The 25,013-nt window shown below is 67.7% G+C and carries 20 protein-coding genes; 8 read left to right on the top strand and 12 right to left on the bottom strand.

Annotated elements, in window-relative coordinates; all coding sequences use genetic code 11:
- The first annotated feature begins 230 nt into the window (after positions 1-230).
- Positions 231-3,329, top strand: a complete 3,099-nt coding sequence (locus AC1RRR_RS03190) for a TonB-dependent receptor (RefSeq protein WP_492810505.1) — start codon at positions 231-233, stop codon at positions 3,327-3,329.
- Here the strand turns inward: AC1RRR_RS03190 and AC1RRR_RS03185 are convergent.
- The 10 genes from AC1RRR_RS03185 to AC1RRR_RS03140 all read right to left on the bottom strand — a co-directional run bounded on the left by AC1RRR_RS03185 (position 3,326) and on the right by AC1RRR_RS03140 (position 12,585).
- A complete protein-coding gene (locus AC1RRR_RS03185; RefSeq protein WP_492810504.1) occupies positions 3,326-3,670 on the bottom strand; it encodes an L-rhamnose mutarotase in 345 nt (114 codons plus the stop codon). The two genes, AC1RRR_RS03190 and AC1RRR_RS03185, sit on opposite strands and share 4 nt — an antisense overlap.
- Position 3,671: 1 nt before the next feature.
- Positions 3,672-4,400, bottom strand: coding sequence for an SDR family oxidoreductase (locus AC1RRR_RS03180; protein WP_492810502.1), 729 nt, complete (start codon positions 4,398-4,400; stop codon positions 3,672-3,674).
- Positions 4,401-4,410: 10 nt separating this feature from the next.
- Entirely contained in the window at positions 4,411-5,616 is a 1,206-nt protein-coding gene (locus tag AC1RRR_RS03175) for a UxaA family hydrolase (RefSeq protein ID WP_492810501.1), read from the bottom strand.
- Positions 5,616-5,906, bottom strand: a complete 291-nt coding sequence (locus AC1RRR_RS03170; RefSeq protein WP_492810500.1) for a UxaA family hydrolase — start codon at positions 5,904-5,906, stop codon at positions 5,616-5,618. The genes AC1RRR_RS03175 and AC1RRR_RS03170 overlap by 1 nt, the downstream gene beginning before the upstream one ends.
- Positions 5,903-6,910: an aldo/keto reductase gene (locus AC1RRR_RS03165; RefSeq protein ID WP_492810498.1), complete on the bottom strand. Its 1,008-nt coding sequence runs from the start codon at positions 6,908-6,910 to the stop codon at positions 5,903-5,905. The genes AC1RRR_RS03170 and AC1RRR_RS03165 overlap by 4 nt, the downstream gene beginning before the upstream one ends.
- Positions 6,911-7,010: 100 nt before the next feature.
- A complete protein-coding gene (locus tag AC1RRR_RS03160) occupies positions 7,011-7,778 on the bottom strand; it encodes an IclR family transcriptional regulator (RefSeq protein WP_492810497.1) in 768 nt (255 codons plus the stop codon).
- Positions 7,779-7,784: 6 nt separating this feature from the next.
- A complete protein-coding gene (locus AC1RRR_RS03155) occupies positions 7,785-8,597 on the bottom strand; it encodes an amidohydrolase family protein (protein WP_492810496.1) in 813 nt (270 codons plus the stop codon).
- A complete protein-coding gene (locus tag AC1RRR_RS03150; RefSeq protein ID WP_492810494.1) occupies positions 8,591-9,604 on the bottom strand; it encodes a zinc-binding alcohol dehydrogenase family protein in 1,014 nt (337 codons plus the stop codon). The genes AC1RRR_RS03155 and AC1RRR_RS03150 overlap by 7 nt, the downstream gene beginning before the upstream one ends.
- A 2-nt stretch (positions 9,605-9,606) precedes the next feature.
- The gene (fucP, locus tag AC1RRR_RS03145) at positions 9,607-10,908 is read right to left on the bottom strand and encodes an L-fucose:H+ symporter permease (RefSeq protein ID WP_492810493.1); all 1,302 of its coding nucleotides are present in this window, start codon (positions 10,906-10,908) and stop codon (positions 9,607-9,609) included.
- A 120-nt stretch (positions 10,909-11,028) separates the two neighbouring features.
- The gene (locus AC1RRR_RS03140; RefSeq protein WP_492810491.1) at positions 11,029-12,585 is read right to left on the bottom strand and encodes an alpha-N-arabinofuranosidase; all 1,557 of its coding nucleotides are present in this window, start codon (positions 12,583-12,585) and stop codon (positions 11,029-11,031) included.
- Positions 12,586-12,809: 224 nt separating this feature from the next.
- On the opposite strand from AC1RRR_RS03140, the gene AC1RRR_RS03135 reads away from it, so the two are divergent.
- The gene (locus tag AC1RRR_RS03135; protein WP_492810490.1) at positions 12,810-14,114 is read left to right on the top strand and encodes a sugar MFS transporter; all 1,305 of its coding nucleotides are present in this window, start codon (positions 12,810-12,812) and stop codon (positions 14,112-14,114) included.
- 11 nt (positions 14,115-14,125) lie between these two features.
- A complete protein-coding gene (locus tag AC1RRR_RS03130) occupies positions 14,126-16,438 on the top strand; it encodes a beta-L-arabinofuranosidase domain-containing protein (protein WP_492810488.1) in 2,313 nt (770 codons plus the stop codon).
- Here AC1RRR_RS03130 and AC1RRR_RS03125 read toward each other — a convergent pair.
- Both AC1RRR_RS03125 and AC1RRR_RS03120 read right to left on the bottom strand, forming a co-directional pair.
- Positions 16,435-18,237 carry an IlvD/Edd family dehydratase gene (locus AC1RRR_RS03125; protein ID WP_492810486.1) on the bottom strand — a complete coding sequence of 601 codons (1,803 nt, stop codon included), beginning with the start codon at positions 18,235-18,237 and terminating at the stop codon, positions 16,435-16,437. The genes AC1RRR_RS03130 and AC1RRR_RS03125 overlap by 4 nt on opposite strands.
- Positions 18,238-18,468: 231 nt before the next feature.
- Positions 18,469-19,227: a FadR/GntR family transcriptional regulator gene (locus AC1RRR_RS03120; protein ID WP_492810484.1), complete on the bottom strand. Its 759-nt coding sequence runs from the start codon at positions 19,225-19,227 to the stop codon at positions 18,469-18,471.
- Between the two features lie 280 nt (positions 19,228-19,507).
- On the opposite strand from AC1RRR_RS03120, the gene araD1 reads away from it, so the two are divergent.
- The 5 genes from araD1 (at position 19,508) to AC1RRR_RS03095 (ending at position 25,012) form a co-directional block, all read left to right on the top strand.
- Complete coding sequence (araD1, locus tag AC1RRR_RS03115; protein ID WP_492810483.1) at positions 19,508-20,503, top strand: AraD1 family protein; 996 nt, start codon at positions 19,508-19,510, stop codon at positions 20,501-20,503.
- A complete protein-coding gene (locus AC1RRR_RS03110; protein ID WP_492810482.1) occupies positions 20,500-21,432 on the top strand; it encodes a Gfo/Idh/MocA family protein in 933 nt (310 codons plus the stop codon). Before araD1 ends, AC1RRR_RS03110 begins: the two co-directional genes overlap by 4 nt.
- Positions 21,433-21,457: 25 nt before the next feature.
- Entirely contained in the window at positions 21,458-22,594 is a 1,137-nt protein-coding gene (locus tag AC1RRR_RS03105; protein ID WP_492810480.1) for an aldose epimerase family protein, read from the top strand.
- Between the two features lie 115 nt (positions 22,595-22,709).
- Entirely contained in the window at positions 22,710-24,065 is a 1,356-nt protein-coding gene (locus tag AC1RRR_RS03100) for an FAD/NAD(P)-binding protein (protein ID WP_492810478.1), read from the top strand.
- 206 nt (positions 24,066-24,271) lie between these two features.
- The gene (locus tag AC1RRR_RS03095) at positions 24,272-25,012 is read left to right on the top strand and encodes a GntR family transcriptional regulator (RefSeq protein WP_492810477.1); all 741 of its coding nucleotides are present in this window, start codon (positions 24,272-24,274) and stop codon (positions 25,010-25,012) included.
- The last annotated feature ends 1 nt before the right edge of the window (position 25,013 follow it).

Here is a 25,013-nt window from a genome sequence, read left to right as displayed (position 1 = left end):
AGATTTCAACAACGTTTCATGCCCGCCGATCCGCACAAAAAAGTTCGGGATTGGCCGCAATTGTCCGACAAGCCATTGATCGGCGCGACGATCCCCCGCATCGTCGCCGGCAACAAGGATACCGAGAACAATCGGGGAGTGGCGGTGTCCGGGGCGGAGCGGCCGAAGCGTCGAATCGTTGAGTGTGTGGTTTGGCGTAATCGGGCCGCCCACGCGCTTGCGCGCACCCTATGAGAACGCCCCAGACGCTTGGACTGGCGACGGCTCTGGCCGCGCTCCTGGCCGCCGTTCCGGCCCTGGCCGCGCCTAGTCCGACCACCTATGCCTTCGACCAACCCGCCCAGCCCCTGGCCCGCGCCCTGCTGGCGGTGTCCGAGCGCACCGGCGTCGTCGTCCTGGCCCCGGCCGCCCTCGTCGCCGGCCGACAGGCGCCAGCCCTCCACGGAAACCTGTCGCTGCCCACGGCCCTCTCGACCCTGCTGGTAGGATCGCGACTGACCTTCGTGATCGGCGCCGACGGGGTAGTCACGATCATCGCCGCGCCACAGGCCATCCGACCGACCAAGCGCCCTCTCCCGCTCCCATCCGTTCCGCACCGGTTCGATGATGAGCCGCCCGCCGAGGTCGCGCCGGTCAGCGTCACGGCCATCGCCAATGCCGACCTGCCGGCCTACCTCAAGCGCCGTACGCCCTCGCCCGTCGACATCCTGACCGAGGACGAGATCGCCCGCTCCGGCGCGATCAGCCTGGGCGACGCCCTGCGGGAGCTGCCTGGCGCGGCGGCGGTCAGCGACGGCGGTGAGACCCGTCAGATCGCCCTGCGTGGCACGGCCAGCCGCTTCACCCGCGTGCGCATCAACGGCATGGAGACCCTGGCGACCTTCGGCGGCGCCAATGTCGGCGGCGGCACCAATCGCGGCCGGGCGTTCGACTACAACGTCTTCGCCGCCGACCTCTTCCGGCAGATCAAGGTGCAGAAGACCGCCACCGCCGATGTCGACGAAGGCTCGCTGGGGGCCACGGTCGACATCCGCACCCGCTCGGCCTTCGACCTGCGTGACAAGAGCGTCTTGCTGTACGGCGAGCAGAGCTGGAACAGCCGCGCCGACCGCCTGGCCCCGCGCGGCTCGATCGTGGTGTCGCGACGCCTCGCCGACGACCGGCTGGGCGTGCTGGTCTCGGCCGCCTATTCGCGCCGCTACGCCGTCGACGCCGGGACCACGGCCGGCGGCTGGCAGACGGGCGATGCGCTGTATCCCGGCTTCGGCGGAACGCGAGGCAGCGCCAGCCTGGATCAGGTCAACGCCGCCCTACACGCCCGCATTCCGCGCCTGGAGCTGATGACCGCCGACCAGTCGCGCCTGGGCCTGACCGGCGCCCTGGACTGGCGCCCCTCGGATCGCACCCGCGTCTCACTGGACCTGCTGTACGCCAGCCTGCGCGCCCGGCGGCACGAATATCTGCTGGAAAGCTTCACCTTCCGCACCGCCGGCCCCTGCGGCCCGACAGCAGCGCCGATCTGTGGGCTGAACGCGGTGACCGCGATCGATCCGGTGATCCGCACCGGCAAGGGCCCCGACGTCCTGCTGGCCGGCGTCTTCGATGGCGTCGATGTGAAGTCCGAGTCCCGCTACGACGAGCTCGACACCATCTTCCGCCAGGCCACCTTGTTGGCGACCCACCAGCTGGCCTATGGGATCGAGGCCACAGCGCTGCTGGGCTTTTCGCGCTCGGACTTCAGCAACCCCGTGCAGAACACCCTGCACATGGACCAGTACGGCGTGGACGGCTTCGTCTACGACTTCCGCGACGCCTCGCGCCCGTACATCGGCTACGGGGACGCGGTGTTGGACAAACCCTCGGCCTGGACGCTGTCGGAGGTCCGCGACGATCCCAACTGGGTCGACAACAGCTACAAGACCGCGGGCCTGGACCTGAAAGGCGTGGCGCGCGGCTTGGAATGGCGCGCGGGCGTGCTGCACAAGGATTACCGGACACAGGCCGTCAGCCTGTCGCGATCCGATGGCACGACCGCCAATCTGAACGGCCTGATCCCGGCCGCCTTGGCAGGCGTGCCGATCGGTGACTATGCGCGCATGGTCGGCGCTGGCGCCTCGTTCGGCGCGGTGAACCCGCCCAGCCAGTGGCTGGCGCCGGACATCTTCCGGGGCCTGGCTCTGCTGCGCCAGGCCTGCGCCCAGGCCGGCTGCGACGCCTTCCACCTGGGGCCCGAACCCGCCGCGGCCACCAACTACGCGATCGGCGAGCGCGACGACGCCGCCTACGTCCTGCTCTCGCGCCCCCGCCAGAACGATGGCCGACTGTGGGGCGATGTCGGCCTGCGCCTGGCGCGGACCGCGCAGGACGCCCGCGGTTCGCAGGTCCAGGCCGACGGAACGTTGAAGCCGGTCCGCGCCAAGCGCAGCTATGTCGACCTGCTGCCGTCGGCCAACCTTGTCTGGGAGCCGGCCGACGACCTGACCGTGCGGATGGGCGCGGCGCGGGTCATGGTGCGTCCGGACCTGCGCAGTCTGCGCCCCGGCTTCACCATCTCGACGCCCAGCCTCAAGAGCGTCTCGGCCGGCGATCCGAACCTGACACCCACCCGCGCCACGACCTTCGACCTGGGCGCGGAATGGTACGCGCCGAACGGCGGCGCGGTGACGGTTTCGGCCTATCACAAGGCGATCGCCTCGATCATCCAGCAGACCTACAGCCCGCCGGCGCCGTTCTCGACCAACCCCTACGGCCTGCCCGACAGCGTCGCGGCCGAGGCGTGTGGCAGCACGCCCGGATGCGATCCCGCCCTGCCGATCTGGCAGTTCGTGCGCCCCGCCAATACCGGCAAGGGCCGACTGAGCGGGATCGAGATCTCCGGCATGACGCCGCTGGGCGCGCCGGGCTCGCCCCTGGCCCGTTGGCGGCTGCAGGGCTCACTGGCCTATACGCGCTCCAAGGTGCTCTACCGGATGCCGAACGGCGCGATGGAGACGATCCAGGACTCGCTGGGCGGGCCGCGCTTCGTGGGCAATCTGGCGCTGAACTATGACGGCCGCCGCCTGGACGCGCGGGCCGGTGTCAGCCACCGCGGTCGTTACCTGGGCGCGGTTCCGGCCGTGACCGGTGGTGACGCCGAGGGCTTCGACGCCCTGACCACGGTCGACATCTCAGTGCGCTACAAGATCTCGCCACAGCTGACCTTGGCGGCCGACCTGGCCAACCTGACCGACGCGGTCGCCCGCCAGTTCATCGACCGCAGCCGCATCCCCAACTACCAGCACCGCACGGGCCGGGATTTCCGGCTGGGGCTACGCTACCGATACCGCTAGCGCTGGTCGGCCAGGGCGAAGATCTGGCGCATCGCCAGCCACTTCTCGCCGTCGGGCGCGCCGGGCACTGGCTGCTGGAATTCCCACATCAGGCGCTCCCAGGCCTGGACGTCTTCCGACGCCATGTCGGCGGTGGCCTTGGCCTGCGCCGAGAAGGCCGGGCCGGTCTCCATGATCATGAAGAGGCGCGCTCCCAGCCGCCAGATCTGCATGTCGCGGATATCGGCCGCGCGGATCGAGGCGATCACGGCGGCCGGCACGGCGCCTGGCGCATGCCAGGCCTCGTAACGTTCGATCAGCGCCAGGTCGTCCTTGAGGTCGAGGGCCAGGCACTGGCGCATGTCAGTTGATCCAGCCGCCGTCGATGATGTGGATCTGGCCGGTGGTAAAACTCGACTCGTCGCTGGCCAGGTACAGGGCCAGTTGCGCAAGCTCCTCGGCCTTGCCGAGGCGGCCCATGGGCTGGCGGGCGGTGAAGGCCTTGTGGGCGGCTTCGTAGTCGCCGGTGTCTGCCAGGCGCTGGTTCAGAGACGGCGTGTCGACCGTGCCCGGGCAGATGGCGTTGCAACGCACGCCCTGCCCCACGAAGTCGGCCGCCACGGCCTTGGTCAGGCCGATCACAGCCGCTTTGGTGGCCCCGTAGGCAAAGCGGTTGGGCACGCCTTTGATCGAGCTGGCCACCGAGGCCATGTTGACGATCGAGCCCTTGCCCGCCGCCAACATGGCCGGCAGGAAGGCGCGGATGGTGCGGTACTGGGCCGTGACGTTGATGTCGTTCGAGAACGCCCAGGCCTTCTCGTCGCAGTCCAGGATCGTACCGGCATGGACATAGCCAGCGCAGTTGAACAGCACGTCGATCGCGCCCAGCTCGGCGGCCAGGGCGTTGATGGCGTCCAGGTCCAGCACGTCCAGGCGGCGGCCTTCACAGCCCTCGACCTTGGCCAGAAGCTCTTCGTTGAGATCTGTCGCGATCACCCGTGCGCCTTCGCGGGCGAACAGCTCGGCGCTGGCCTTGCCGATGCCCTGCGCCGCCGCCGTTACCAGCGCGGTCTTTCCGGTCAGTCGTCCCATGATACGCCCCTTAACTCGCGCGCCGCAGCGGCAGGCAGGCCGGACCGATCGGGTCGAAGGCCTTGTAGGTGAGGATGAATTCCTGGTGGCCCAGCGCCTCGGACGCCGTCCGCTCGCCGCCGGCCACGGCCAGAACCAGGTCGAAGATCTCGTCGCCGACCTCGTCCAGCGTGCCCCGACCTTCCATGATCCGGCCGGCGTCGACATCCATGTCGCCCGTCAGCTTGCGGTAGGTCTCGGGGTTGGCGCAGACCTTGATCACCGGCGAAACGGCCGAGCCGACGACCGAGCCGCGCCCGGTGGTGAACAGGGTCAGGTGGGCCCCGCAGGCGATCAGTTCGACGATCTCGGCATTGTCGGAGATGTTGGGAAAACCGAACCGCACCTCGCCGTCGGGCACTACGTCCAGCAAGTAGAGCCCGCCTGAGGGCGGCAGGTCGCCGGGCTTGAGGATGCCGACGATCGGGGCCGAGCCCGACTTGGAATAGGCCCCCATCGACTTTTCTTCCTGGGTCGTCAGGCCGCCTTCGGCGTTGCCGGGTGCGAAGCTGCCGTAGCCCATGACCGTATAGTAGGCCTCGGCCTTGCGGACGCTGGCTTCCAGTTCGGCGCCCAACTCGGGGGTGATGGCCCGGTCGGCCATGATCTTCTCGCAGCCGACCAACTCGCCTGTCTCCTCGAACACGCAGCCCGCCCCGGCCGCGCCCAGACGGTCGAAGGCCCGGCCAACGGCGGGGTTGGCGGTGATGCCGCTGGTGCCGTCCGAACCGCCGCAGATGGTGCCGATGACCAGCTCGGAGACATCCATCGGAACGCGCGACGTCTGGTCAGCGACCGCCTTCAGGCGCGCCACGGCCTCGACGCCCTTGCGGATGGTCTCGGCGGTGCCGCCGCTCTCCTGGATGACCAGGGTCTCCACGGGGCGGCCGCTGGCGACGATGGCCGCGCGCAGGGCCTCGCGGTTGAAGCTCTCGCAGCCCAGCGAGATCAGCAGCACGCCGCCGATGTTGGGGTGCGTGCCAATCGCCTGCATGACCTTCAGGGCGTAAGCGTTTGGATAGCAACCCGGAAAGCCGATCAGGTGGACGTCAGGGTGGTCGCTCTTGGTGACGATGGTCCGTGCGACGTGGTGGGCGCACTCGACCAGATAGGCCACGGCCACGACGTTGCGGATGCCCTTGCGGCCGTCGGCGCGCAGGTAGCCCTGGATGCTCATCAGCTTTCACCCGTGGCCAGCCGAGTATGGCTGGCGATGTAGTCGCTCTTCATGTTGTGCATGTGGACGTGCTCGCCTGCCGCCGCTGCGGCGGTCATCGAGCCGATCGGCGCGCCGTACTTCAGGATCTTCTCGCCAGCGACCAGCGCGCGGCGGGCGATCTTGTGGCCGACCGCGACGTCACCTGGCGCGACCAGTTCGGCACCATCGATCTCGATCGTCTGGCCCGCCTGGATCGGTTCGGCCAGCACCAGGACGTTGTCGTCGGGATGCAGCAGGATCGGCTTCATGCGGCGGCTCGCGTGGCAGGGGCGTCGGTGCGGATCAAGCCCTCGCCTCTCAGATCGGACCAGAGCGCGTCCGGAATAGTCATGTCCAGCCAGCGTGTTGCGTCGACGACCTGATCCGGCGTCGACATGCCTGGAATGACGCTCAGCACCGCCGGATGGGCCAGCGGGAACTGCAGCGCCGCCGCGGCCAGCGGCACGCCGTGCGCGGCGCAGACCCGGCGCAGGCGCTCTACCCGCTCGACGATCTCGTGGGGCGCGGCCTCGTAGTTGTAGTGCAGCGTCCCGCCGGTCTCGACCAAGGCGCCGGAGTTGAACGGACCGCCGACGATGACGCCGACGCCGCGCGAGACACAGCGCGGTAGGAAGTGCTCCAGCGCCGTCTGCTCCAGCAGCGTGTAGCGGCCGGCCAGCAGGAAGACGTCGACATCGGCGTGGTCCAGGATCTCCTCGCAGACCGCCTGCTCGTTGACGCCCAGGCCGATCGCGCCGACCACGCCGCTGTCCTTCAACTCGCGCATGGCCTGGTAGCCGCCTTCGAGGAAGTCGCGCATATGGCGGGCATGGGCGTCGCCATGGGTTGCGCGACCTAGGTCGTGGGCCAGCAGGACATCGACCCGGTCGCGCTTCAGGCGGCGCAAGCTGTCCTCGAAGGACCGCAGGACGCCGTCGCGGGTGTAGTCGAACACCGGCTCGAACGGCGCGGCGTCGACGAAGCCGTGGCGCTCGCGCTCGGCGGTCTGGATCGGCTCAAGGCGACGGCCGACCTTGGTCGAGATCATCACATCTCGGCCGCCCAGAACCTCGCCCAGGCGCGTCTCGCTGAGGCCGAAGCCGTAGTGCGGGGCAGTGTCGAAATAGCCGATGCCGGCGGCCAGCGCGGTGTCGATCACCGCATGCGCGTCAGCGTCCGAGACGGGCGCGTAAAGATTGCCGACGGCCGCGCCGCCGAACCCCAGGCGCGGCAGGCGCGCCAAGGTTTCCGACCGCTGTGCGTCGTCCATCATCTGCGCTTCCATCCCGTTTATTTATAAAATCGATCTTGCTGATAAAATTCCATTCCGGGCGCGGCAAGTCAATCGACGGCCGCCCGAAAACCTCGCCCACCTAGGCCGTCGGCCGGATCTCGCTGGTGATCTCGGCGGCGGCCTTCTGCAGGGCCGCGACAGTGTCGGCCATGGGGACGGCGGACGGCGTATCGACATAAGGACAGGTCAGGGCCGCCGCCACGCCGTCCGGGCCATGGATGGGCACCGACAGGTCGACCACGGCCTTGGTGACATAGCTGTCGGCGCGGACATGGCCGTCGCTGCGAGCCTGGGCGGCGCTGGCCTGGAAGGCCTTCCAGGTCGCGGCCGAGGTCCCACCCTTCAGCGTCTCGTCCCAGCGCGCGCGGATGCCGTCCGGCTGGAAGGCGTAGAGCACCAGGCCCGAGGTCGCCTCCACGATCGGGCGGCGATAGCCGACCCGGACCGAGAACCCCTGGTCGCCCGGCGCCTCGATGCGGGCGACGACGACCATCTGGTCGCCGCTGGCCACGGCCAGGTGGCACGACTGGCCGACCTTCTGGGCGACCGCGCGCATGACCGGCAGGGCGGCCTCCAGCAGATCCTTGGCCGGGGCGCGGGTCATGCCCAGGGCGAACAGCTTGTTGGTCAGGACGAGGCCATCCTCGTCGGCGGCGCGACCGACATAGCCGCGCGCCTCCAACACCTGGACCATCCGAAACAGCTCGCTGGACGAGCGGTCCAGGGCGTTGGAGATCTGGGCCAGGGTCAGGCCGCCGCGATGGGCGGCCAGCAGTTCCAGCACGTCGAGGCCCTTCTCCAGGGCGGGCGCGCGGTATTCTCGCTTCTTGGCGGGCACGTCGGACATGTCTTCCTATAAGCGATAGAATCGCCGCGCCGTCTCGCCGAATAGCGCTGCTTGGTGCTCCGGCGGAACCCAGGCCTCGCACATGGCGCGCCAGGACGGATAGTCGCCGGCCAGGTTCAGCACCGGCCAGTCGCTGCCCCACATCAGGCGGTCGGGTCCGAAGACCTCGATCAGGTGGGCGGCAAAGGGCGCGACGACCTCGGCGGTCGGTGTGTCGCCGGCTTCGGTCAGCAGGCCTGAGAGCTTACAATGGACGCCGGGTTGCTCGGCGAGCGCCGCCATCTGCTCGCGCCAGGGATCCAGGCGCCCTGCCACGATCTCGGGCTTGGCGCCGTGATCGATGACGACGCGCAGCTCCGGCCAGCGACGGACTAGGTCCAGCATGGCCGGCAGGTGGCGCGGCTTGACCAGGGCGTCGAAGGACAGGTCCGCCGCGATCATCGCCTCGATGGCGGGCGCCAGCTTCGGGTCGAGAATCCAATCGCTGGCCAGGTCCTGCAGCATCGGCCGCAACCCCATCAGCCACGGGTCTCGCGCCAGGGCCGCGATCCGCTCTGGCGCATCAGATGCGGCCAGGTCGGTCCAGCCGACAACGCCCAACGCCAGCGGGTCTGCGGCAGCCAGGCTCAGCAGCCATACCGTGTCGCGTTCACTCGGCTGCGATTGCACGAGCACGACGCCAGAAAGATCATTAAAATTAGAAACTTGCTTCAGATCTCTGAGACTAAAGTCGCGATGGATCGCCGGCAGGTCCGGCGTCGGCCATTCGTGGTCATTCTCGCCAATGCGCCAAACATGGCAGTGAGCGTCGATCAGCACGCGACGATGGCCTTGATGACGCCGGCCGAGGGCTCCATCCAGCCCGGCAAGGCTGCTGGAAGATCTTTCAGCAAAGCACTGTGTGTATTGAGTTGTTTCGTCGGCACCTGCCCCGCACGGATCGCGGCCAGTACGTGATCGAAGTCCTCCAGCGTGGCGTTGCGGCTGGCCAACAGCGACATCTCGCGCTTGTGGAACTCGGGGTCCGAGAAGGTGATGTCGGCCGCGACGACCGAGATCAGCACATAGGTCCCGCCGTGGCCGACATAGGCAAAGCCCTGCTGCATGGCCGCGGCGCTGCCGGTCGCGTCGAACACCACGTCGAAGAAGACGCCGCCGGTCATCTCGGACAGCAGCGCCGGCGTGTCATCCGAGAGACCCACCACGCGGTCGGCGCCGAGATGCTGATGGCAGAACACCAGCCGATCAGCCCGCGCGTCCAGCACCGTAACGTTCGCGCCGGCCAGCTTGGCGAACAGGGTCGCGGCGATGCCGATCGGCCCCGCCCCGACCACCAGCACCGATTGGCCCGGCTCGATCCGGGCGCGGCGAACGGCGTGGGCGCCGATGGCCAGGAACTCGACCATGGCGGCCTCGTCCAGGGAGACGCCCTCGACCTTGCGCACGAAGCCGGCCGGCACGGCCAGGTACTCGCAAAGCCCGCCATCCATGTGCACGCCCAGCACGCGGATGTTCATGCAGCAGTTGAGCTTGCCCTTGGCGCAGGCCGCGCACGTCCCGCACGACAGGTAGGGCATGACATAGGCGTGGTCGCCTTGCGCGAGGTCACTGCCGTCCGGCGCCGAGACCACCTCGCCAGAGAGCTCATGGCCCATGACGCGCGGATAGCTGAGATAAGGCTGCGTGCCGCGATAGATGTGCATGTCGGTGCCGCAGATCCCGACCCGGCGCACGCGCAGCAGCACCTCGTCAGGACCGGGCGTCGGCGCGGGCCGTTGCTCGAGCTTGAGCTCACCCGGCGCGGCGCAGACCAGCACATCCATCATCCTCAGTGACCTCCGGCCAGCACGGCGTCGTGCGCGGAGACCTCACGGCGCTTGGCGGTCAGGCCGAAGAGACCAACAACCGCGAAGCAGACGCACGGCACCAGGATCGCGAAGTGGATAGCGCTGGCGTCCGAGATCGCCCCCATCACCGCCGTCAGGACCGCCCCGCCGATGATGCTCATCACCAGGAAGGACGAGCCGGTCTTGGTCAGCGGCCCCAGCCCCTTGATCGAGCTGGCGAAGATGGTTGGGAACATGATCGACATGAAGAAGCTGGTCGAAGCCAGCGCCAGCAGGCCCAGATGTCCGCCGATGGCGACGGCGACCAGGGTCAGGCCGACGTTGGCCGCCGCGAACACCGCCATCAGGCGCGAGGGATCGACCTTGCTCATCAGCGCCGTGCCGGCGAAGCGCCCGGCCATGAAGCCGACCAGCGACCAGGACAGATAGGCTGCGGCGGTCTTCTCGCCCATGCCCGGCACCTGGTCCTGGGCGTAGCGGATCATGTAGCTCCACACGCCCACCTGGGCGCCGACATAGAAGAACTGGGCCGCCACGCCAAACAGGAAGCGCGGGCGCGCAAACAGGCCCAGGATCGGCTTGTCGACGCGCTCGTCATGCTGGTCCGCTTCAGTCGGGCGGCTGGCCTGGGGCGGGAACTTGGTGATCGCCACCAGCACCACCCACAGGATCACGACGCCGGCGATGATCAGGTACGGAAGCTGGGTGGACTTGGCCTCGACCGCTTGGAACGCCGACAGCTGGGCCGGGGTCATGGCCGCGAATTCGGCCTTGGTCGGCTCCACGCCCGAGAGAATGAACTGACGCCCGACGACCACGGCGGTGATCGCGCCCAGCGGATTGAAGGCCTGAGCCAGGTTCAGGCGCTGCTCGGCCTTGGCCGGGTCGCCTAGCACCGTGATCAGCGGATTGGCCGAGGTCTCCAGGAACGCCAGGCCCGAGGCGATGACGAACAGGGCGCTGAGGAAGAACTCGTAGCGGCGCAGCTCGGCGGCCGGCCAGAACAGCAAGGCCCCAGCCCCGAACAGCACCAGCCCCACGATCACCGCGGCCTTGTAGCCATAGCGGCGCATCAAGAGACCGGCCGGCAGGGCCAGGAAGAAGTAGCCCAGATAGAACGCCGACTGCACCAGACCCGACTGCAGGTCGGTCAGGAAGAAGGCCTTCTTCAGGTGGGGAATCAGGACGTCGTTGAGGTTGTTGGCGACGCCCCACAAGAAGAACAGGGCGACGATCAGCACCAACGGCGCCCAGCCCGTACGCGGGCTCGAGCCTTGAGACATGGATGTTTCCTCCGGCGCCTCTTTTGGTCGAGCGCCTGGAGCAATGGACATCATATATGAACTAGATGGTCAAATATGAAATCACGGGAGCGCCGTCGGCGACGGCGCTCCCGCAAGCGGCTATTCGACAGCGACGACCACAACCGACTTGGACGGGATATCCAGCGTCAGCTTGTCGCCCGACAGTTTCGCGCCCTTGAACGCGACCGGCGCCACAGTGGGCTTGGCGCCGAAGGCGTTCATGGCGTCCATCTTGTCGGCGGTCAGCACCAGGCCCGACACGGCCTTGGCCTTCAGCGCGCCAAGGGCCACCGAGAGCTTCAGGCTGTCGTCCGGCGCCATGTTGGCGATGGCGATATAGGTCTTGCCGTCCTTGCCCTTGGCGGCCGAGGCGTTGAAGGCCGGGATCTTGCTGCCGGCCACGTCGATCTCGGGCGCGGTCACGTCCAGCGGGATGGCCGTCGAGTCCTGGAAGGGCACGTACATCTTGTAGGCATAGTAGGTCGGGGTCAGGACGATCTTGTCGCCCTGGGTCAGGATCATCGCCTGCAGAACGTTGATGGTCTGGGCGATGTTGGTCATCTTCACGCGCTCGGTATAGCGGTGGAAGATGTTGAAGTTCGCCGCCGCCAGCACGCCGTCGCGCAGGGTGTTCAGCTGGTAGAGATGGCCCGGATTGGTGCCGGCCTCGACGTCGTACCAGGTGCCCCACTCGTCGACATAGAGGCCGATCCGCTTGGCCGGATCGTTCTTGTCCATGACCGCCATGTGCTTCTGGATCAGGTCGTCCATGCGCAGGGTCTGGGCCATGGTCTTGCCCCAGGCGGCCTTGTCGAAGCCGGTGGCCGCGCCCTTGGTTTTCCAGTCGCCGGTCGGGATCGTGTAGTAGTGGAGCGAGATCGCATCCATCCGCTTGCCGGCGATCTTGGTGACGACGTCGGTCCAGTTGACGTCGAACGAGTTGGCGCCCGAGCCGACCCGGACGGCCGGATTGTCGTCGTTCTTGTGGAAGAACGCCGAGAAGCGCCGGTATTCGTTGGCGTAGTACTCCGGCGTCATCTCGCCGCCGCAGCCCCAGCTCTCGTTGCCGATGCCGATGAAGGGCACCTTGAACGGCTTGTCGCGGCCGTTGGCGCGGCGCTCCTGGGCCAGCGTGTCCTGGCCCGGCGAGATCATGTACTCGATCCACTCGCGCATCTCGGTCGGATTGGACGAGCCGACATTGATCGAGACGTATGGATCGGCGCCGACCTGCTCGGCGAAGTCCATGAATTCGTGGGTGCCGAAGGCGTTGGTCTCGGGCGAACCACCCCACCAGTTGTTCTTGCGCGAGGGCCGCTTGTCGCGCGGGCCGATGCCGTCGCGCCAGCGATACTCGTCGGCGAAGCAGCCGCCCGGCCAGCGGATCACCGGCACATGGATGTCCTTCAGCGCCGTGACGACATCGGTGCGGATGCCGCGGACGTTGGGGATCTTGGAATTGGTCCCGACCCAGACGCCGTCATAGATGCCCGCGCCCAGGTGTTCGGAGAACTGGCCGTAGATGTAGCGCGAGATCGGCGCGCCCGGCTGGTCGGCCTTCAAGGTCGCCGAAGCCGTCAGTTCGGCGGCCTGCGCACTCACCGCCATCGTCAGGGCCGCGATCGCCGCGCCCAGGAATATCTTGGCCTTCGCCATAGGGGTTCCCTCCTGCCGGGGCTGTAAGCCGCCCCTGAAAGTCGTTGGCCGTTTTGGTAGCAGGCTTATTTTTGTCCTACAATAACCCGCGTCGCTTCCGGTGATCCCAGCTTATGGGACACACTAAAGCTCGCGCGTTGACGGCTTGGCGGCGAGACTATACTCGGACAATAGATCGAGAGCGGCCGCCAGCCGCCGTAGCCCGCATCGACGGAGAGGAAACCATGCCCGCCATTCCGCAAAGCGCGCCGCCCACGGCCAGCGCCGACGCCCCGCAGCAACGCTACGGCTCGGCCCTGAGCCTGCTGGCCAGCCTGTTCTTCATGTGGGGCTTCATCACGGTCATCAACAACACGCTGCTGCCGCACCTGCGCAGCGTGTTTGTGCTGGACTACACCCGCACGACCCTGATCGAGTCCGTGTGGTTCATCGCCTATTTCGTGGCCTCGATCCCGTCGGCCAAGCTGATCGAGCGGATCGGCTACCAGAAGGCCATCGTCGTCGGCCTGCTAGGTATGGCGGTCGGGGCGGCGATGATGGTCCCGGCGGCGATGCTGGCGTCGTACGGCCTGGTGCTGACCGCCCTGTTCGTGATCGCCAGCGGCATCACCCTGCTGCAGGTGGCGGCCAATCCTTATGTCGCCGTCATCGGACCGCCTGAGACCGGCTCGGCGCGGCTGAACCTAGTGCAGGCCTTCAACTCGCTGGGCACCACCCTGGCGCCGCTGTTCGCCGGCTATCTGATCCTGGGACGCTCCAAGAGCGGCACGGCCGGGACCGACGTCGTCCTCACCCAGGCCGAACGTTACGCCGACGCGCAGTCGGTGATCCTGCCCTATGTGCTGGTGACCATCGCGCTGATCCTGCTGGCCGTGGTCATGGGCCGCGTGAAGTTGCCGGCCATCGGCCAGGCCACCCAGCGTTCGTCGCGCGAGGAGCGCAAGAAGCTGTCGTTGTGGTCACACCGCAACCTGGTCTTCGGCGTGCCGGCCATCTTCATCTACCTGATCGCAGAGATCGGGGTGGCCAACCTGTTCATCAACTTCGTTTCGCAGCCCACTATCGCCAACATCACCCACGAGGAGGCCTCGCGCTACCTGGCCATCCTGTGGGGCGGCATGATGGTCGGTCGGTTCCTGGGCAGCGTGCTGATGCGCCGCTTCGCCGCCGAGCACGTGCTGGCCGCCTTCTCGATCGGGGCTTTTATCGTGATGGTGATCACCACCTTCGCCCACGGCCCGGTGGCCATGTGGTCGCTGATCGCGGTGGGCTTCTTCCACTCGATCATGTTCCCGACCATCTTCACCCTGGGCATCAAGGGCCTGGGCCCGCTGACCGAGGAAGGCTCGGGCCTGCTGATCATGGCCATCGCCGGCGGCGCGCTGGTCATCGTGCAGGGCTGGCTGGCCGACACCTTCGGCCTGCAGACCTCGTTCCTGCTGACGGCGGCCTGCGAGATCTACGTGCTGTTCTATGCGCTGTGGGGCTCTAAGGCGACCAACGCCCTGCCCGACCAGCACGTCGAATAGGGAGCGCGCTCATGACCGGACCGTCGCGCCGCACAGCCCTGAAGACGGGCGCCGCGCTGGGCGCGGCGGTCCTGGCCTCGCCCGCTTTCGCAAGCCCCGCCAAGACGCGGCTGGAGCCATTTCCGCTGTCACAGGTGCGACTGAAACCCTCGCGCTTCCGCACCGCGATGGAGACCAACCAGCGCTATCTCCTGTCGCTAGAGCCCGATCGCCTGCTGCACAACTTCCGCGCCGGCGCGGGCCTTCCGCCAAAGGGCGCGGTCTATGGCGGCTGGGAGGCGGCCGGCATCGCTGGCCACAGCCTGGGCCACTACCTGTCGGCGGTGTCGCTGATGTGGGCCCAGACCGGCGATCCGGCCTTCAAGCAGCGCGCGGCCTACATCGTCGAGGAGCTGGCCGTGTGCCAGGCCGCGAACGGTGACGGCTACACCGGCGGCACGACGGTCGAGCGCGGCGGCAAGGCGGTCGATGGCAAGGTCGTCTACGAAGAGATCCGCGCCGGCAAAATCGACACCGCCGGCGGCCTGAACGGCGGCTGGGTGCCGATCTACACCTATCATAAGGTGCTGGCCGGGGCCCTGGACGCCCACCTGTACTGCGGCGATCCCAAAGCCCTGACCGTCGCCATCGGCCTCGGCGACTATCTAGGCCGGATGTTCGAGGCGCTGGACGCCACGCAGGTCCAGACCGTGCTGCGCGTCGAGCATGGCGGCATCGTCAAGAGCTTCGCCGAACTGCACGCCTGCACCGGCCAGCAACGTTGGCTGGATCTGGCCCGCCGCGTCCAGCACACCGACATCATCGATCCCCTGATCGCCGGCCGCGACGACCTGGCCGGCAAGCACGCCAACACCCAGATCCCCAAGCTGATCGGCGAGGCCCGGCTCTACGAGACCGGCGGCGACGCCGATGCGGCCAGGGCGGCGATGTTCTTCTGGGAGACGGTCGTCCACGACCACAGCTACGTGATCGGCGGCAATTCCGAGTTCGAGCACCTGGGCAAGCCGCGCCAGCTGTCGACGCGCCTGGGCCAGCAGACCTGCGAGTGCTGCAACAGCTACAACATGCTGAAGCTGTCGCGGCATCTGCACGCCTGGACGGGCGAGAGCCGATACTTCGATTTCTACGAACGCGCCCACCTGAACCACATCCTGTCGCAGCAGGATCCGGACACCGGGATGTTCACCTACTTCTCGCCGCTGGCCTCGGGCTATGCGCGGGGCCACTCGACGCCGACGGACTCGTTCTGGTGCTGCGTCGGCACGGGCATGGAGAACTATTCCAAACTCGGCGACAGCATCTTCTGGCGCGACGGCGAGCGGGTGCGGGTCAACCTGTACTATCCGTCGACGCTGGACTGGGCCGAGAAGGGCGTGAAGCTCGAGATCGACACCGAGTTTCCGTACAGCGACCAGGTCACCCTGACGCTGGCGAAGGCCAAGACGCCGACGCCGGTGTCCCTGCGGGTCCCGAACTGGTGCGAGACGCCGTCGGTCGCCGTCAACGGCCGCGCCCAGCGGGTTGCGCCGAAGAACGGCTATATCGATCTCACTCTACGCGCCGGCGACAAGGTCACACTGACTATGCCGATGTCGGTGCGGACGGAGGCCATGCCCGACGATCCGGACCTGATCGCCTTCCTGAACGGCCCGCTGGTCCTGGCCGCCGATCTGGGCTCGTCAGAGCAGCCGTGGGACAGTTTCGATCCTGTTGTGGTCGGGACCGCTGCCCTGATGCCGGCTAGCGGCCCGCAACGGTTCTCGCTGGCCGATCACAGCCGGCCACAGAACCTGGCTCTGCGCCCCTACTTCGAGCAGCACCACAACCGCACGGCCGTCTATTTTCGCCGCCTGACGCCAGCGCAGTGGGCGCAGGCCGAGCCGCGTCTGGTCGCCGAGGCCAAGGTCCGCGCCGACATCCGCGAGCGCACCGTCGACACCATCCGCTTCGGCGAGCAACAGCCCGAGGTCGACCACGCCCTGAAGGCCAGCCCCGGCACCCAGGACACCGGCAACCTGACGGTCCGCAGCCGGATCCTCAACAAGGGCTCGATCGCGTTCCAGATGGCCACCGCGCCTGGCCCGCTGACCCTGCAGGTGACCTATGACGGCGCGGCGCGGAACAAGGCCTTCCGGATCCTGGTCGAGGGCCAGGAGGTGGCGCGCGAGGCGCTGTCGGGCGATCGCACCGCGACGCTGAACGTGAAGACCTACGCCCTGCCCCAGGCTCTGACGGACGGAAAGAGCAAGATCACGGTAACGTTCGAGATGGCCGCCAACCAGTGGGCGGCGGTGTTCGAGGCCAGGATCTTCCGCGCTAGCTAGTGATTATCGCGCGGCAAGCCCTTGGTCTGGGCGATGCGTTGGTACTTCACAGCCGGTTCGAGCACGGCGCCGGTGTCCATCTGGCCGACGACGGCGCGTTGCATCTCCTGCCACGGCGTCTGGCTTTCCGGATAGGCAAAGCCGCCGGCCGCCTCGAGGGCCTTGCGGCGTTCGACGATCTCGCTGGGCGAGACCAGCACGTCCACCCGCGACTTGCGCAGATCGAAGCGCACCTTGTCGCCGCTCTTCAGTAGGGCCAGGCCGCCACCCGCCGCCGCTTCGGGCGAAGCGTTCAGGATCGACGGCGAGCCCGAAGTGCCCGACTGACGACCGTCGCCGATGCACGGCAGCTGGTGAATGCCCTGCTTGATCAGGTAGTTGGGGGCCCGCATGTTCACGACCTCGGCCGCGCCCGGATAGCCGATCGGACCGGCGCCACGCATGAACAGGATCGAGTTGGCAGTGATGCCGACCGACGGATCGTCGATCCGGTGGTGATAGTCCTCGGGTCCGTCGAACACGATGGCGTCGCCCTCAAAGGCATCCGGATCATCGGGGTTCGACAGATAGCGGTCGCGGAATTCCTGGCTGATCACGCTGGTCTTCATGATCGCCGAGTTGAACAGGTTGCCGCGCATGACCGCGAAGCCGGCGCGCTCGACCAACGGGCGCGAGAACGGACGGATGACGTTCTCGTCCTCGATTTCGGCGCCGCGATACTGCTCGCCGATGCTCTGGCCGGAAACGCAGCGGGCCTCCTCGCGGATCAGACCCTGCTCGATCAACTGGCCGAACACAGCCGGCACGCCGCCGGCGCGGTAGTAGTCCTCGCCCAGATACTCACCGGCCGGCTGCAGGTTGACCAGCAGCGGCACCTCCTCGCCGGTCTGCTGCCAGTCGTCGATGCTGAGCTCGACGCCGACGTGACGGGCCAGGGCGTTCAGGTGGATCGGGGCGTTGGTCGAGCCGCCGATGGCCGAGTTGACGACGATGGCGTTCAGGAACGCCTCGCGGCTCAGGATGTCCGAGGGCTTTAGATCCTCATGCACCATGTCGACGATGCGCAGGCCGGTGCGGTAGGCATTCTCCTGCCGGTCGCGATACGGAGCCGGGATCGCCGCCGAGCCGGGCAGCGACATGCCAAGGGCCTCGGTCAGCGAGTTCATGGTCGTGGCTGTGCCCATGGTGTTGCAGTAGCCGGTCGACGGGGCCGAGCTGGCCACCAGCTTGATGAAGCCGGCATTGTCGATCTCGCCGGCCGCCAGCATCTCGCGGGCCTTCCAGACGATGGTGCCCGAGCCCGTGCGCTGGCCCTTGTGCCAGCCGTTCAGCATCGGGCCGACCGACAGGGCGATAGCGGGAATGTTCACCGTCGCCGCCGCCATCAGGCAGGCGGGCGTGGTCTTGTCGCAGCCGATCGTCAGCACCACGCCGTCCAGCGGATAGCCGTACAGCAGCTCCACCAGGCCCAGGTACGACAGGTTGCGGTCCAGGCCCGCCGTCGGGCGCTTGCCGGTCTCCTGGATCGGATGGACCGGGAATTCCAGCACGATGCCGCCGGCGCTGCGGATGCCTTCCCGCACGCGTTCGGCCAGCACCAGGTGATGGCGGTTGCAGGGTGACAGGTCCGAGCCGGTCTGGGCGATGCCGATGATCGGCTTGCCCGACTGCAGCTCCTCCAGCGACAGGCCGAAGTTCAGGTAACGCTCCAGATAGAGCGCGGTCATGTCGATATTGTCGGGATTGTCGAACCAGGCGCGCGAGCGGAGGGCGCGGGGCGAAACGGGAGGAACGCTCATGACAATCCTTGAAGGCGAAGCGCCTTGTCGACGGGGCAGCGGGACACCGACGAACTTGTAAACCCGGCGCGAGAATCGCGCGCTCACCGGTTCACGGCCCCGCTAGATCGTATTTGTCTGACTATACCGTGCGGTATGGAGCGTCAATCAGGGCGAGCGGCATTGCGAGTGCGTCACAAGAGCCGACGCAACTTCGGATTTCGCGGCAGGTCCTTGTCCGATGATTGGCGCCTAGCGCCCCGGACGGCGCTCGATCGCCCCGCGCGTATCGTCCAGGGCCAGGCTGACCAGCTTCTCCATCGCCTGGCGGGCCTGGTCGGCGCGGCCGGCGGCGATGGCGTCGAACACTTTCCAGTGCTCGGGCATCGGATCGCGCGCCAGCTCGCGGTCGCGCTGCTTGAAGATGGTCGTCCAGCGCACGGCCGCGCCGATGCTGCTGGAGAGGGTGAACAGCGGCGCATTGTTGGCGGCGCTCAGCACGGTGTCGTGGAAGTCGCGGTCTGCGGCCTGGCCGGCTTCAGTGGCCAGGGTGTGGTGCTGCATGGCCACCAGGGCGGCGCGCATGCGCTCCAGTTGGGCGTCATCGCGGCGCTCGGCGGCCAGGGCCGCGGCGGCCGGCTCGACGATCATCCGCAGTTCGTACAGTTCCTGCAGGAAAGCCTCGCTGGGCTCCGATTCGAAGAACCAGGCCAGGACCTCGGGGTCCAGCAGGCTCCAGCGCGTGCGGGCGCTGACGCGAGTGCCGGTCTTGGGACGGCTCTCGACCAGCCCCTTGGCGGCCAGGATGCGGATGGCTTCGCGATAGGCGCTGCGCGAGACCTGCAACTGCTCGGACGCGTCGATCTCGTTGTTCAGGACGTCGCCGGGCTGGTGCTTGCCCGACACGATGGCGATCCCCAGCGCCCGCGCGATCGACCCGTGGATCCGGCCCGAGAAGCCTTCTTCGCGTTCGCCGTCACCGCCAACGCCCGCTTCCTTGGCCTTCGACACGCGTATTTCGCTCCCGTTGCGCAGATCCCGGGTCGCTGTGTGCGCCCTGCCGGCGACTCTAGCGAGACCAATTGTCGGAGAACAAGCGAATTCGCCTGGGTGACCAAGGCGCGCCGGAGCCACGCCTCGGCCCAAATGTACGACGAATTGGACTTCAAAGTTTCCCTACGGAACGCGCCGTCGGCGAATTTCTTGGGCCTAGTCGTACGAAACGTCGTTTGACAGCGCGCGCCGCCACGATATTTGTCGGACTATTAGAAAGCTTCAGAGGGTCGTCGCCGTGGTGTTCCGGTTCGTGCAATTGAAGACCTCGGGCGGTACGAGGCAGCTGGCCGCCGTCGACGACTCGGGCCGCGCCCGCAAAGTCGAGGTCGCCGACACCCTCTATGACCTGGCCCAGGTCGCCCTGAAGGTCGACGCTACCCTGGCCGAAGCGGCCCAGGCCCGCGCCTTGGGTGAGGAGATCGACATCCCCGCCGCCCTGGCCGAAGGCCGCGTGCTGGCGCCGATCGACCATCCCGATCCCGCCCACCTGGCCATGACCGGCACAGGCCTGACCCACCTCGGCTCGGCCGAAGGTCGCGACAAGATGCACAAGGCCGCCCAGGCTGGCGAGCAGCTGACCGACTCCATGCGGATGTTCCTGATGGGCGTCGAGGGCGGCAAACCTGCGGCCGGCCAGGAAGGCGTGCAGCCGGAATGGTTCTACAAGGGCGACGGCACGCAGCTGATCGGTCCGGGCCAGCCTCTCACCTCGCCCAGCTTCGCCAAGGACGGCGGCGAGGAACCCGAGATCGCCGGCGTCTATCTGATCGGTCCTGACGGCACGCCGCACCGCCTGGGCTTCTGCCTGGCCAATGAGTTCTCGGACCACGTGATCGAGCGCGGCAACTATCTGTGGCTGGCCCACTCCAAGCTGCGCAACGCGGCCCTGGGTCCGGAACTGCTGACCGGCGAGCTGCCCGCCGACGTGCGCGGCGCCAGCCGCATCGTCCGCGACGGCCAGGCCGTCTGGGAAAAACCGTTCCTGTCAGGCGAGGCGAACATGTCCCACACGATCGCCAACCTGGAACACCATCACTTCAAGTACGACATCTTCCGTCGCCCGGGTGATCTCCACGTCCACTTCTTCGGCACGGCCACCCTCTCCTTCTCGGAAGGTTTCCAGACCCAGGTCGGCGACGTGTTCGAGATCGAGGCCGCGCCGTTCCGCTATCCGGTGCGCAACCCGCTGGCCCAGGCGCAAGCCCGGCCGGTCGTGGTGAAGTCGCTGTGACGACGACGCCTATTCGTCTGGCCCTGGTCGGCCTGGGCAAGATCGCTCGCGACCAGCACCTGCCGTCGATCGCCGCCGATCCGCGCTTTACGCTGGCCGCTATCGTCAGCCGCAATGCCGAGCTGGATGGGGTCGCGCACTTCACCGACCTGGCCGACCTGCTGGCCAGCGACGTGGCGGTGGACGCGGTGGCGCTGTGCACCCCGCCCCAGCCGCGCCACGCCCTGGCCCACCTGGCCCTGGCGGCCGGCAAGCACGTGATGCTGGAGAAGCCGCCTGGCGCGACGCTGAGCGAGGTCGAGGACCTGCGCCAGGCCGCCGTCGAGCGGAGCCTGACCCTGCAGACCACCTGGCACTCGCGCTACGCCGTCGGCGTCGAGCCCGCCCGCCAATGGCTGGCCGAGCGTTCGGTCAAGGCCGTGCGCATCAACTGGAAGGAAGACGTCCGCGTCTGGCACCCCGGCCAGGACTGGATCTGGCAGGCCGGCGGCCTGGGCGTCTTCGACCCGGCCATCAACGCCCTGTCGATCGTCACGGCCATCCTGCCGCGTCCGTTCTTCCTGTCGAAGGGCGTGCTGCACGTGCCCGAGAACTGCCAGTCACCGATCCAGGCCGAGCTGGACTTCCGCGACGCGGCCGGCGCCCCGATCCGCGCCGAGCTCGACTTCCTGCAAACCGGTCCGCAAAGCTGGGACATCGAGGTCGACACCGACGACGGCCAGCTGAAACTGACCCACGGCGGCGCCAAGCTCTACATCGACGGCCAACTGCTGCAGGAAGGTCCGGACCGCGAATATCCGGGCCTGTACGACGCCTTCGCCAGGCTGATCGCCGATGGCGCCAGCGACGTGGATGTCAGTCCGCTAAGGCATGTGGCCGACGCCTTCCTGCTCAGCGAGCGGGTCGCGGCGGCGGCCTTCATCGAATAATCAAGAACGACAAAGGGAGAGAAACATGAAGCTGAAGACCATCGCGCTAGGTAGCGCACTCGCCCTCGTTGCGATCTCGGCCAATGCCGCCGAGTTGTCGCGCAAACCGTTCGGCGCCCTCGCATCCGGCGAGGCGGTCGAGGCCATCACGCTGACCAACGCCAAGGGCGTCAGCGCCACGATCATCACCTACGGCGCGACCCTGCAGTCGCTGATCGGCCCCGACCGCACGGGCAAGAAGGCCGACATCGCCTTGGGCTTTGGCGACGCCGCGACCTACGAGAAGAACGCCAGCTATTTCGGCGCCTCGGTTGGCCGCTTCGCCAACCGTATCGGCAAGGGCCGCTTCACCCTGGACGGCAAGACCTACCAGCTGGCTCTGAACAACAACAAGGTCGCGGCGCTGCACGGCGGCGTGAAGGGCTTCGACAAGGTGGTCTGGAAGGTGCTGGACGCCAAGTCCGGTCCGACGGCCTCGGTGACCTTCGGCTATGTCAGCGCCGACGGCGAGGAAGGCTATCCCGGAACCCTGACCGCCACGGCGACCTATGCCCTGGATGAGCAGAACAACCTGACGATCACCTACGGCGCCACGACCGACAAGCCGACCATCGTCAACATGACCAACCACGCCCTGTTCAATGTCGCCGGCGAAGGCGCGGCGGAAGGCGCGATGGGCAACGTCCTGACCATCCCGGCCGACGGCTACACGCCGGTCGACGCCGAGCTGATCCCGACCGGCCAGACCACGCCGGTGGCCGGCACGGTCTTCGACTTCCGTAAGCCCACGGCCGTCGGCGACCGTATCCGCGACGCCAGCGACCCGCAGATCGTCGCGGGCCGCGGCTACGACCATAACTACGTCCTGAACGGCAAGGCTGGCGGCGCACTGCGTCTTGGCGGTCGGCTGGCCGATCCCAAGAGCGGTCGCGTTCTGGAAATCCTGACCGACCAGCCGGGCATCCAGTTCTATGCCGGCAACTTCATCGACGGCACGACCATCGGCAAGAGCGGCAAGATCTATCGCCAGGGCGACGGCATCGCGCTGGAGCCGCAGCACTTCCCCGACGCGCCAAACAAGCCACAGTTCGCGCCGGTCCGCCTGGATCCGGGCCAGAAGTACAGCAACACCATGGTCTTCAGGCTGACCGTCCAGAAGTAGACCATCTGCACAAATGACGGAGGGGAGCGTCGCGAGGCGCTCCCCTTTTTCGTGGGACCTTGCCAGATTGGGGCGGATCGTCGAGAAATCCCCACCGACGCCGTAGAGTATCCGCATGCCCCCCAAGCCAGCGCCTGTCATCGCCGTGGTCGGCGCGGGGTTCAGCGGCGTGATGACCGCCCTCAACATCCTGAGACGCTCGGCGGACGCCAAGGTCATCCTGTTCGAGCGTCGCACGCCCGTGGGCCTGGGCGCGGCCTATGCCACGCACAATCCCGGCCATCGCCTGAACGTCCGCGCCGGCAATATGAGCGCCTGGCCCGACCGACCGGGTCACTTCGTCGAGTGGATTCGCAAGGAGCGCTTCGGCCTCGGCCCCGCCGACTTCGCCACCCGCGCCGATTATGGTCGTTACCTCCAGGGCCAGGTGGCCGAGGTTGCCGAAGGCCCCGCCGGCGCCGGGCGGCTGGTGGTGGTTCCGGACGCCGTGATCGGCATCGAGCCCGGCGGCGACGGCTGGCGGCTGACCTGCGCCATGGGCAATGCGGTCACCGCCCACGCGGTCGTGCTGGCCCTGGGCAATCCGCCGCCCGCCAGGCCGCCGGGCATCGACGAAGCCTTCGCCGCCTCCGACGCCTATGTCGCCGATCCCTGGCGCTGGAACGCCGCCGACTTGCCGTCGGGACCGGTGCTACTGATCGGTACGGGCCTAACCATGGTCGACGTCGCCCTGTCCCTGAACCAGGCCCAGCCCGGCCGGCCGATGCTGGCCCTGTCGCGGCGCGGCCTGGCGCCGCTGGAGCATGACGGCGCGCCGCCGCTGTCCCTGCCCTTGCCGCCCGCCAACGACCTTTCGCCGCTGGAAGCCTTCGGCTGGTTGCGGACGGCGGCGGCCGAGCATGGCTGGCGCACGGCCATCGACGCCACCCGCCCCGCGACCCAGAGCCTGTGGCGCGGCTGGTCGGCCCAGCAGAAGCAAGCCTTCCTGCGCCACGCCCGGCCCTTCTGGGACATCCACCGCCACCGCCTGGCGCCACTGGTCGCGCGCCATATCGGGGCCATGCGCGCCACGGGCCAGCTGACCCTGGCCGCCGGCAAGATCCGCAGCCTGCGCCTTGAGGCCGACGGCTTCGCCCTGTGCCGTTGGCGCGGACGCGGCGAGCGGACCGGCTACGTCTTCCGCGCGGCGACTGTGATCAACTGCACGGGCCCGACCGGCGACGTGCTGACCTCGACCGATCCGCTGATCAAGGATCTGGTCAAGCGCGGCCTGGCCCGGCCCGACGCGCTGCGCCTGGGCTTCGACGTCGATGACGACTACCGCGTGCGCGACGTCTCCGGTGAAGCTTCGCCGACCCTGTTGGCCGTCGGCCCCGCCACGCGCGGGACCTCGTGGGAGATCACGGCCGTGCCGGACATCCGTGGCCAGGCGGCCGCCGTGGCCGGAACCGTACTGGCGGCGCTGACCTAGCGTCACATTTCAGAGACCAAATTAATACCAATAAGACACCACCTGAAGCCAAACCGTGCAGATCATCTTGTTTACGCAAGATTTTCGTAGAACTCGTCATTTCGTCGCCGATAAGGTCGGTTGAAATAGGATCTAAATTGGTATCTTTTTGATCCGACCTATTCGCGCTTCACCCTCGAAGCGAGTCGCATTGAGGAGCGCTTGTCATGTCGCTGGCCACCCAGATCGGCCCCTTGGGCCAGGGGGACTCAGCGCCGCTCTACAAGCAGTTGCAGAAGGCCCTGCGCGAGGCTATTCAGGACAAGGTCCTGGCGCCCGATGACGCGCTGCCGCCTGAACGCGATCTGGCCGGGGACTTCAACATCTCGCGCATCACCGTCCGCAAGGCGCTGGACGGCCTGGTCAGCGAGGGCCTGCTGACCCGCCGCCAGGGCGCGGGCACCTTCGTCGCCGCGCGCGTCGAGAAGAACTTCTCGAAACTGACCTGCTTCACCGAGGACATGATCTCGCGTGGCCGCACGCCACACAGCGAGTGGATCGCCCGCATGGAAGGCGCGGTGACGCCCGAGGAGTCGCTGACCCTGGGCCTGTCGCCCGGCGCGCCGGTCTATCGTTTCCACCGGGTGCGCTGCGCCGACGGGGCGCCGATGGCCATCGAATACACCACCATCGCGGCCTTCGCCCTGCCCTCGATCGAGATCGTCGGCGCGTCGCTGTACGAAGCGATGGCGGCCACCGGCCACCGCCCCACGCGCGCGCTGCAGCGGCTGCGCGGCGTGCTGATCACGCCCGAGCACGCCGAACTGCTGCACGTGAAGCCCAAGGACGCCGGCCTGCTGGTCGAGCGCCGCGGTTTCCTGCGCGACGGCCGACCAGTCGAGGTCTCGCACTCGTACTATCGCGGCGACGCCTATGACTTCGTCGCCGAGCTGAACGACCTGGGCTGAG

It is taken from the genome of Caulobacter sp. GW821-FHT12D05, assembly GCF_058807295.1.
The sequence above is the reverse complement of the archived record's forward strand: the minus strand, read 5'-3'. Positions and strand labels throughout refer to the sequence as shown.

What these genes read in the sequence shown, in the direction of transcription:
- AC1RRR_RS03190 (WP_492810505.1), top strand. Translation starts at nt 231, where the DNA reads ATGAGAACGCCCCAGACGCTTGGACTGGCGACGGCTCTGGCCGCGCTC.
- AC1RRR_RS03170 (WP_492810500.1), bottom strand. Translation starts at nt 5,906, where the DNA reads ATGAAGCCGATCCTGCTGCATCCCGACGACAACGTCCTGGTGCTGGCC.
- AC1RRR_RS03095 (WP_492810477.1), top strand. Translation starts at nt 24,272, where the DNA reads ATGTCGCTGGCCACCCAGATCGGCCCCTTGGGCCAGGGGGACTCAGCG.
- AC1RRR_RS03140 (WP_492810491.1), bottom strand. Translation starts at nt 12,585, where the DNA reads ATGGCGAAGGCCAAGATATTCCTGGGCGCGGCGATCGCGGCCCTGACG.
- AC1RRR_RS03125 (WP_492810486.1), bottom strand. Translation starts at nt 18,237, where the DNA reads ATGAGCGTTCCTCCCGTTTCGCCCCGCGCCCTCCGCTCGCGCGCCTGG.
- AC1RRR_RS03175 (WP_492810501.1), bottom strand. Translation starts at nt 5,616, where the DNA reads ATGAGCATCCAGGGCTACCTGCGCGCCGACGGCCGCAAGGGCATCCGC.
- AC1RRR_RS03150 (WP_492810494.1), bottom strand. Translation starts at nt 9,604, where the DNA reads ATGATGGATGTGCTGGTCTGCGCCGCGCCGGGTGAGCTCAAGCTCGAG.
- AC1RRR_RS03165 (WP_492810498.1), bottom strand. Translation starts at nt 6,910, where the DNA reads ATGATGGACGACGCACAGCGGTCGGAAACCTTGGCGCGCCTGCCGCGC.
- AC1RRR_RS03100 (WP_492810478.1), top strand. Translation starts at nt 22,710, where the DNA reads ATGCCCCCCAAGCCAGCGCCTGTCATCGCCGTGGTCGGCGCGGGGTTC.
- AC1RRR_RS03160 (WP_492810497.1), bottom strand. Translation starts at nt 7,778, where the DNA reads ATGTCCGACGTGCCCGCCAAGAAGCGAGAATACCGCGCGCCCGCCCTG.
- AC1RRR_RS03185 (WP_492810504.1), bottom strand. Translation starts at nt 3,670, where the DNA reads ATGCGCCAGTGCCTGGCCCTCGACCTCAAGGACGACCTGGCGCTGATC.
- fucP (WP_492810493.1), bottom strand. Translation starts at nt 10,908, where the DNA reads ATGTCTCAAGGCTCGAGCCCGCGTACGGGCTGGGCGCCGTTGGTGCTG.
- AC1RRR_RS03135 (WP_492810490.1), top strand. Translation starts at nt 12,810, where the DNA reads ATGCCCGCCATTCCGCAAAGCGCGCCGCCCACGGCCAGCGCCGACGCC.
- AC1RRR_RS03105 (WP_492810480.1), top strand. Translation starts at nt 21,458, where the DNA reads ATGAAGCTGAAGACCATCGCGCTAGGTAGCGCACTCGCCCTCGTTGCG.
- AC1RRR_RS03130 (WP_492810488.1), top strand. Translation starts at nt 14,126, where the DNA reads ATGACCGGACCGTCGCGCCGCACAGCCCTGAAGACGGGCGCCGCGCTG.
- AC1RRR_RS03180 (WP_492810502.1), bottom strand. Translation starts at nt 4,400, where the DNA reads ATGGGACGACTGACCGGAAAGACCGCGCTGGTAACGGCGGCGGCGCAG.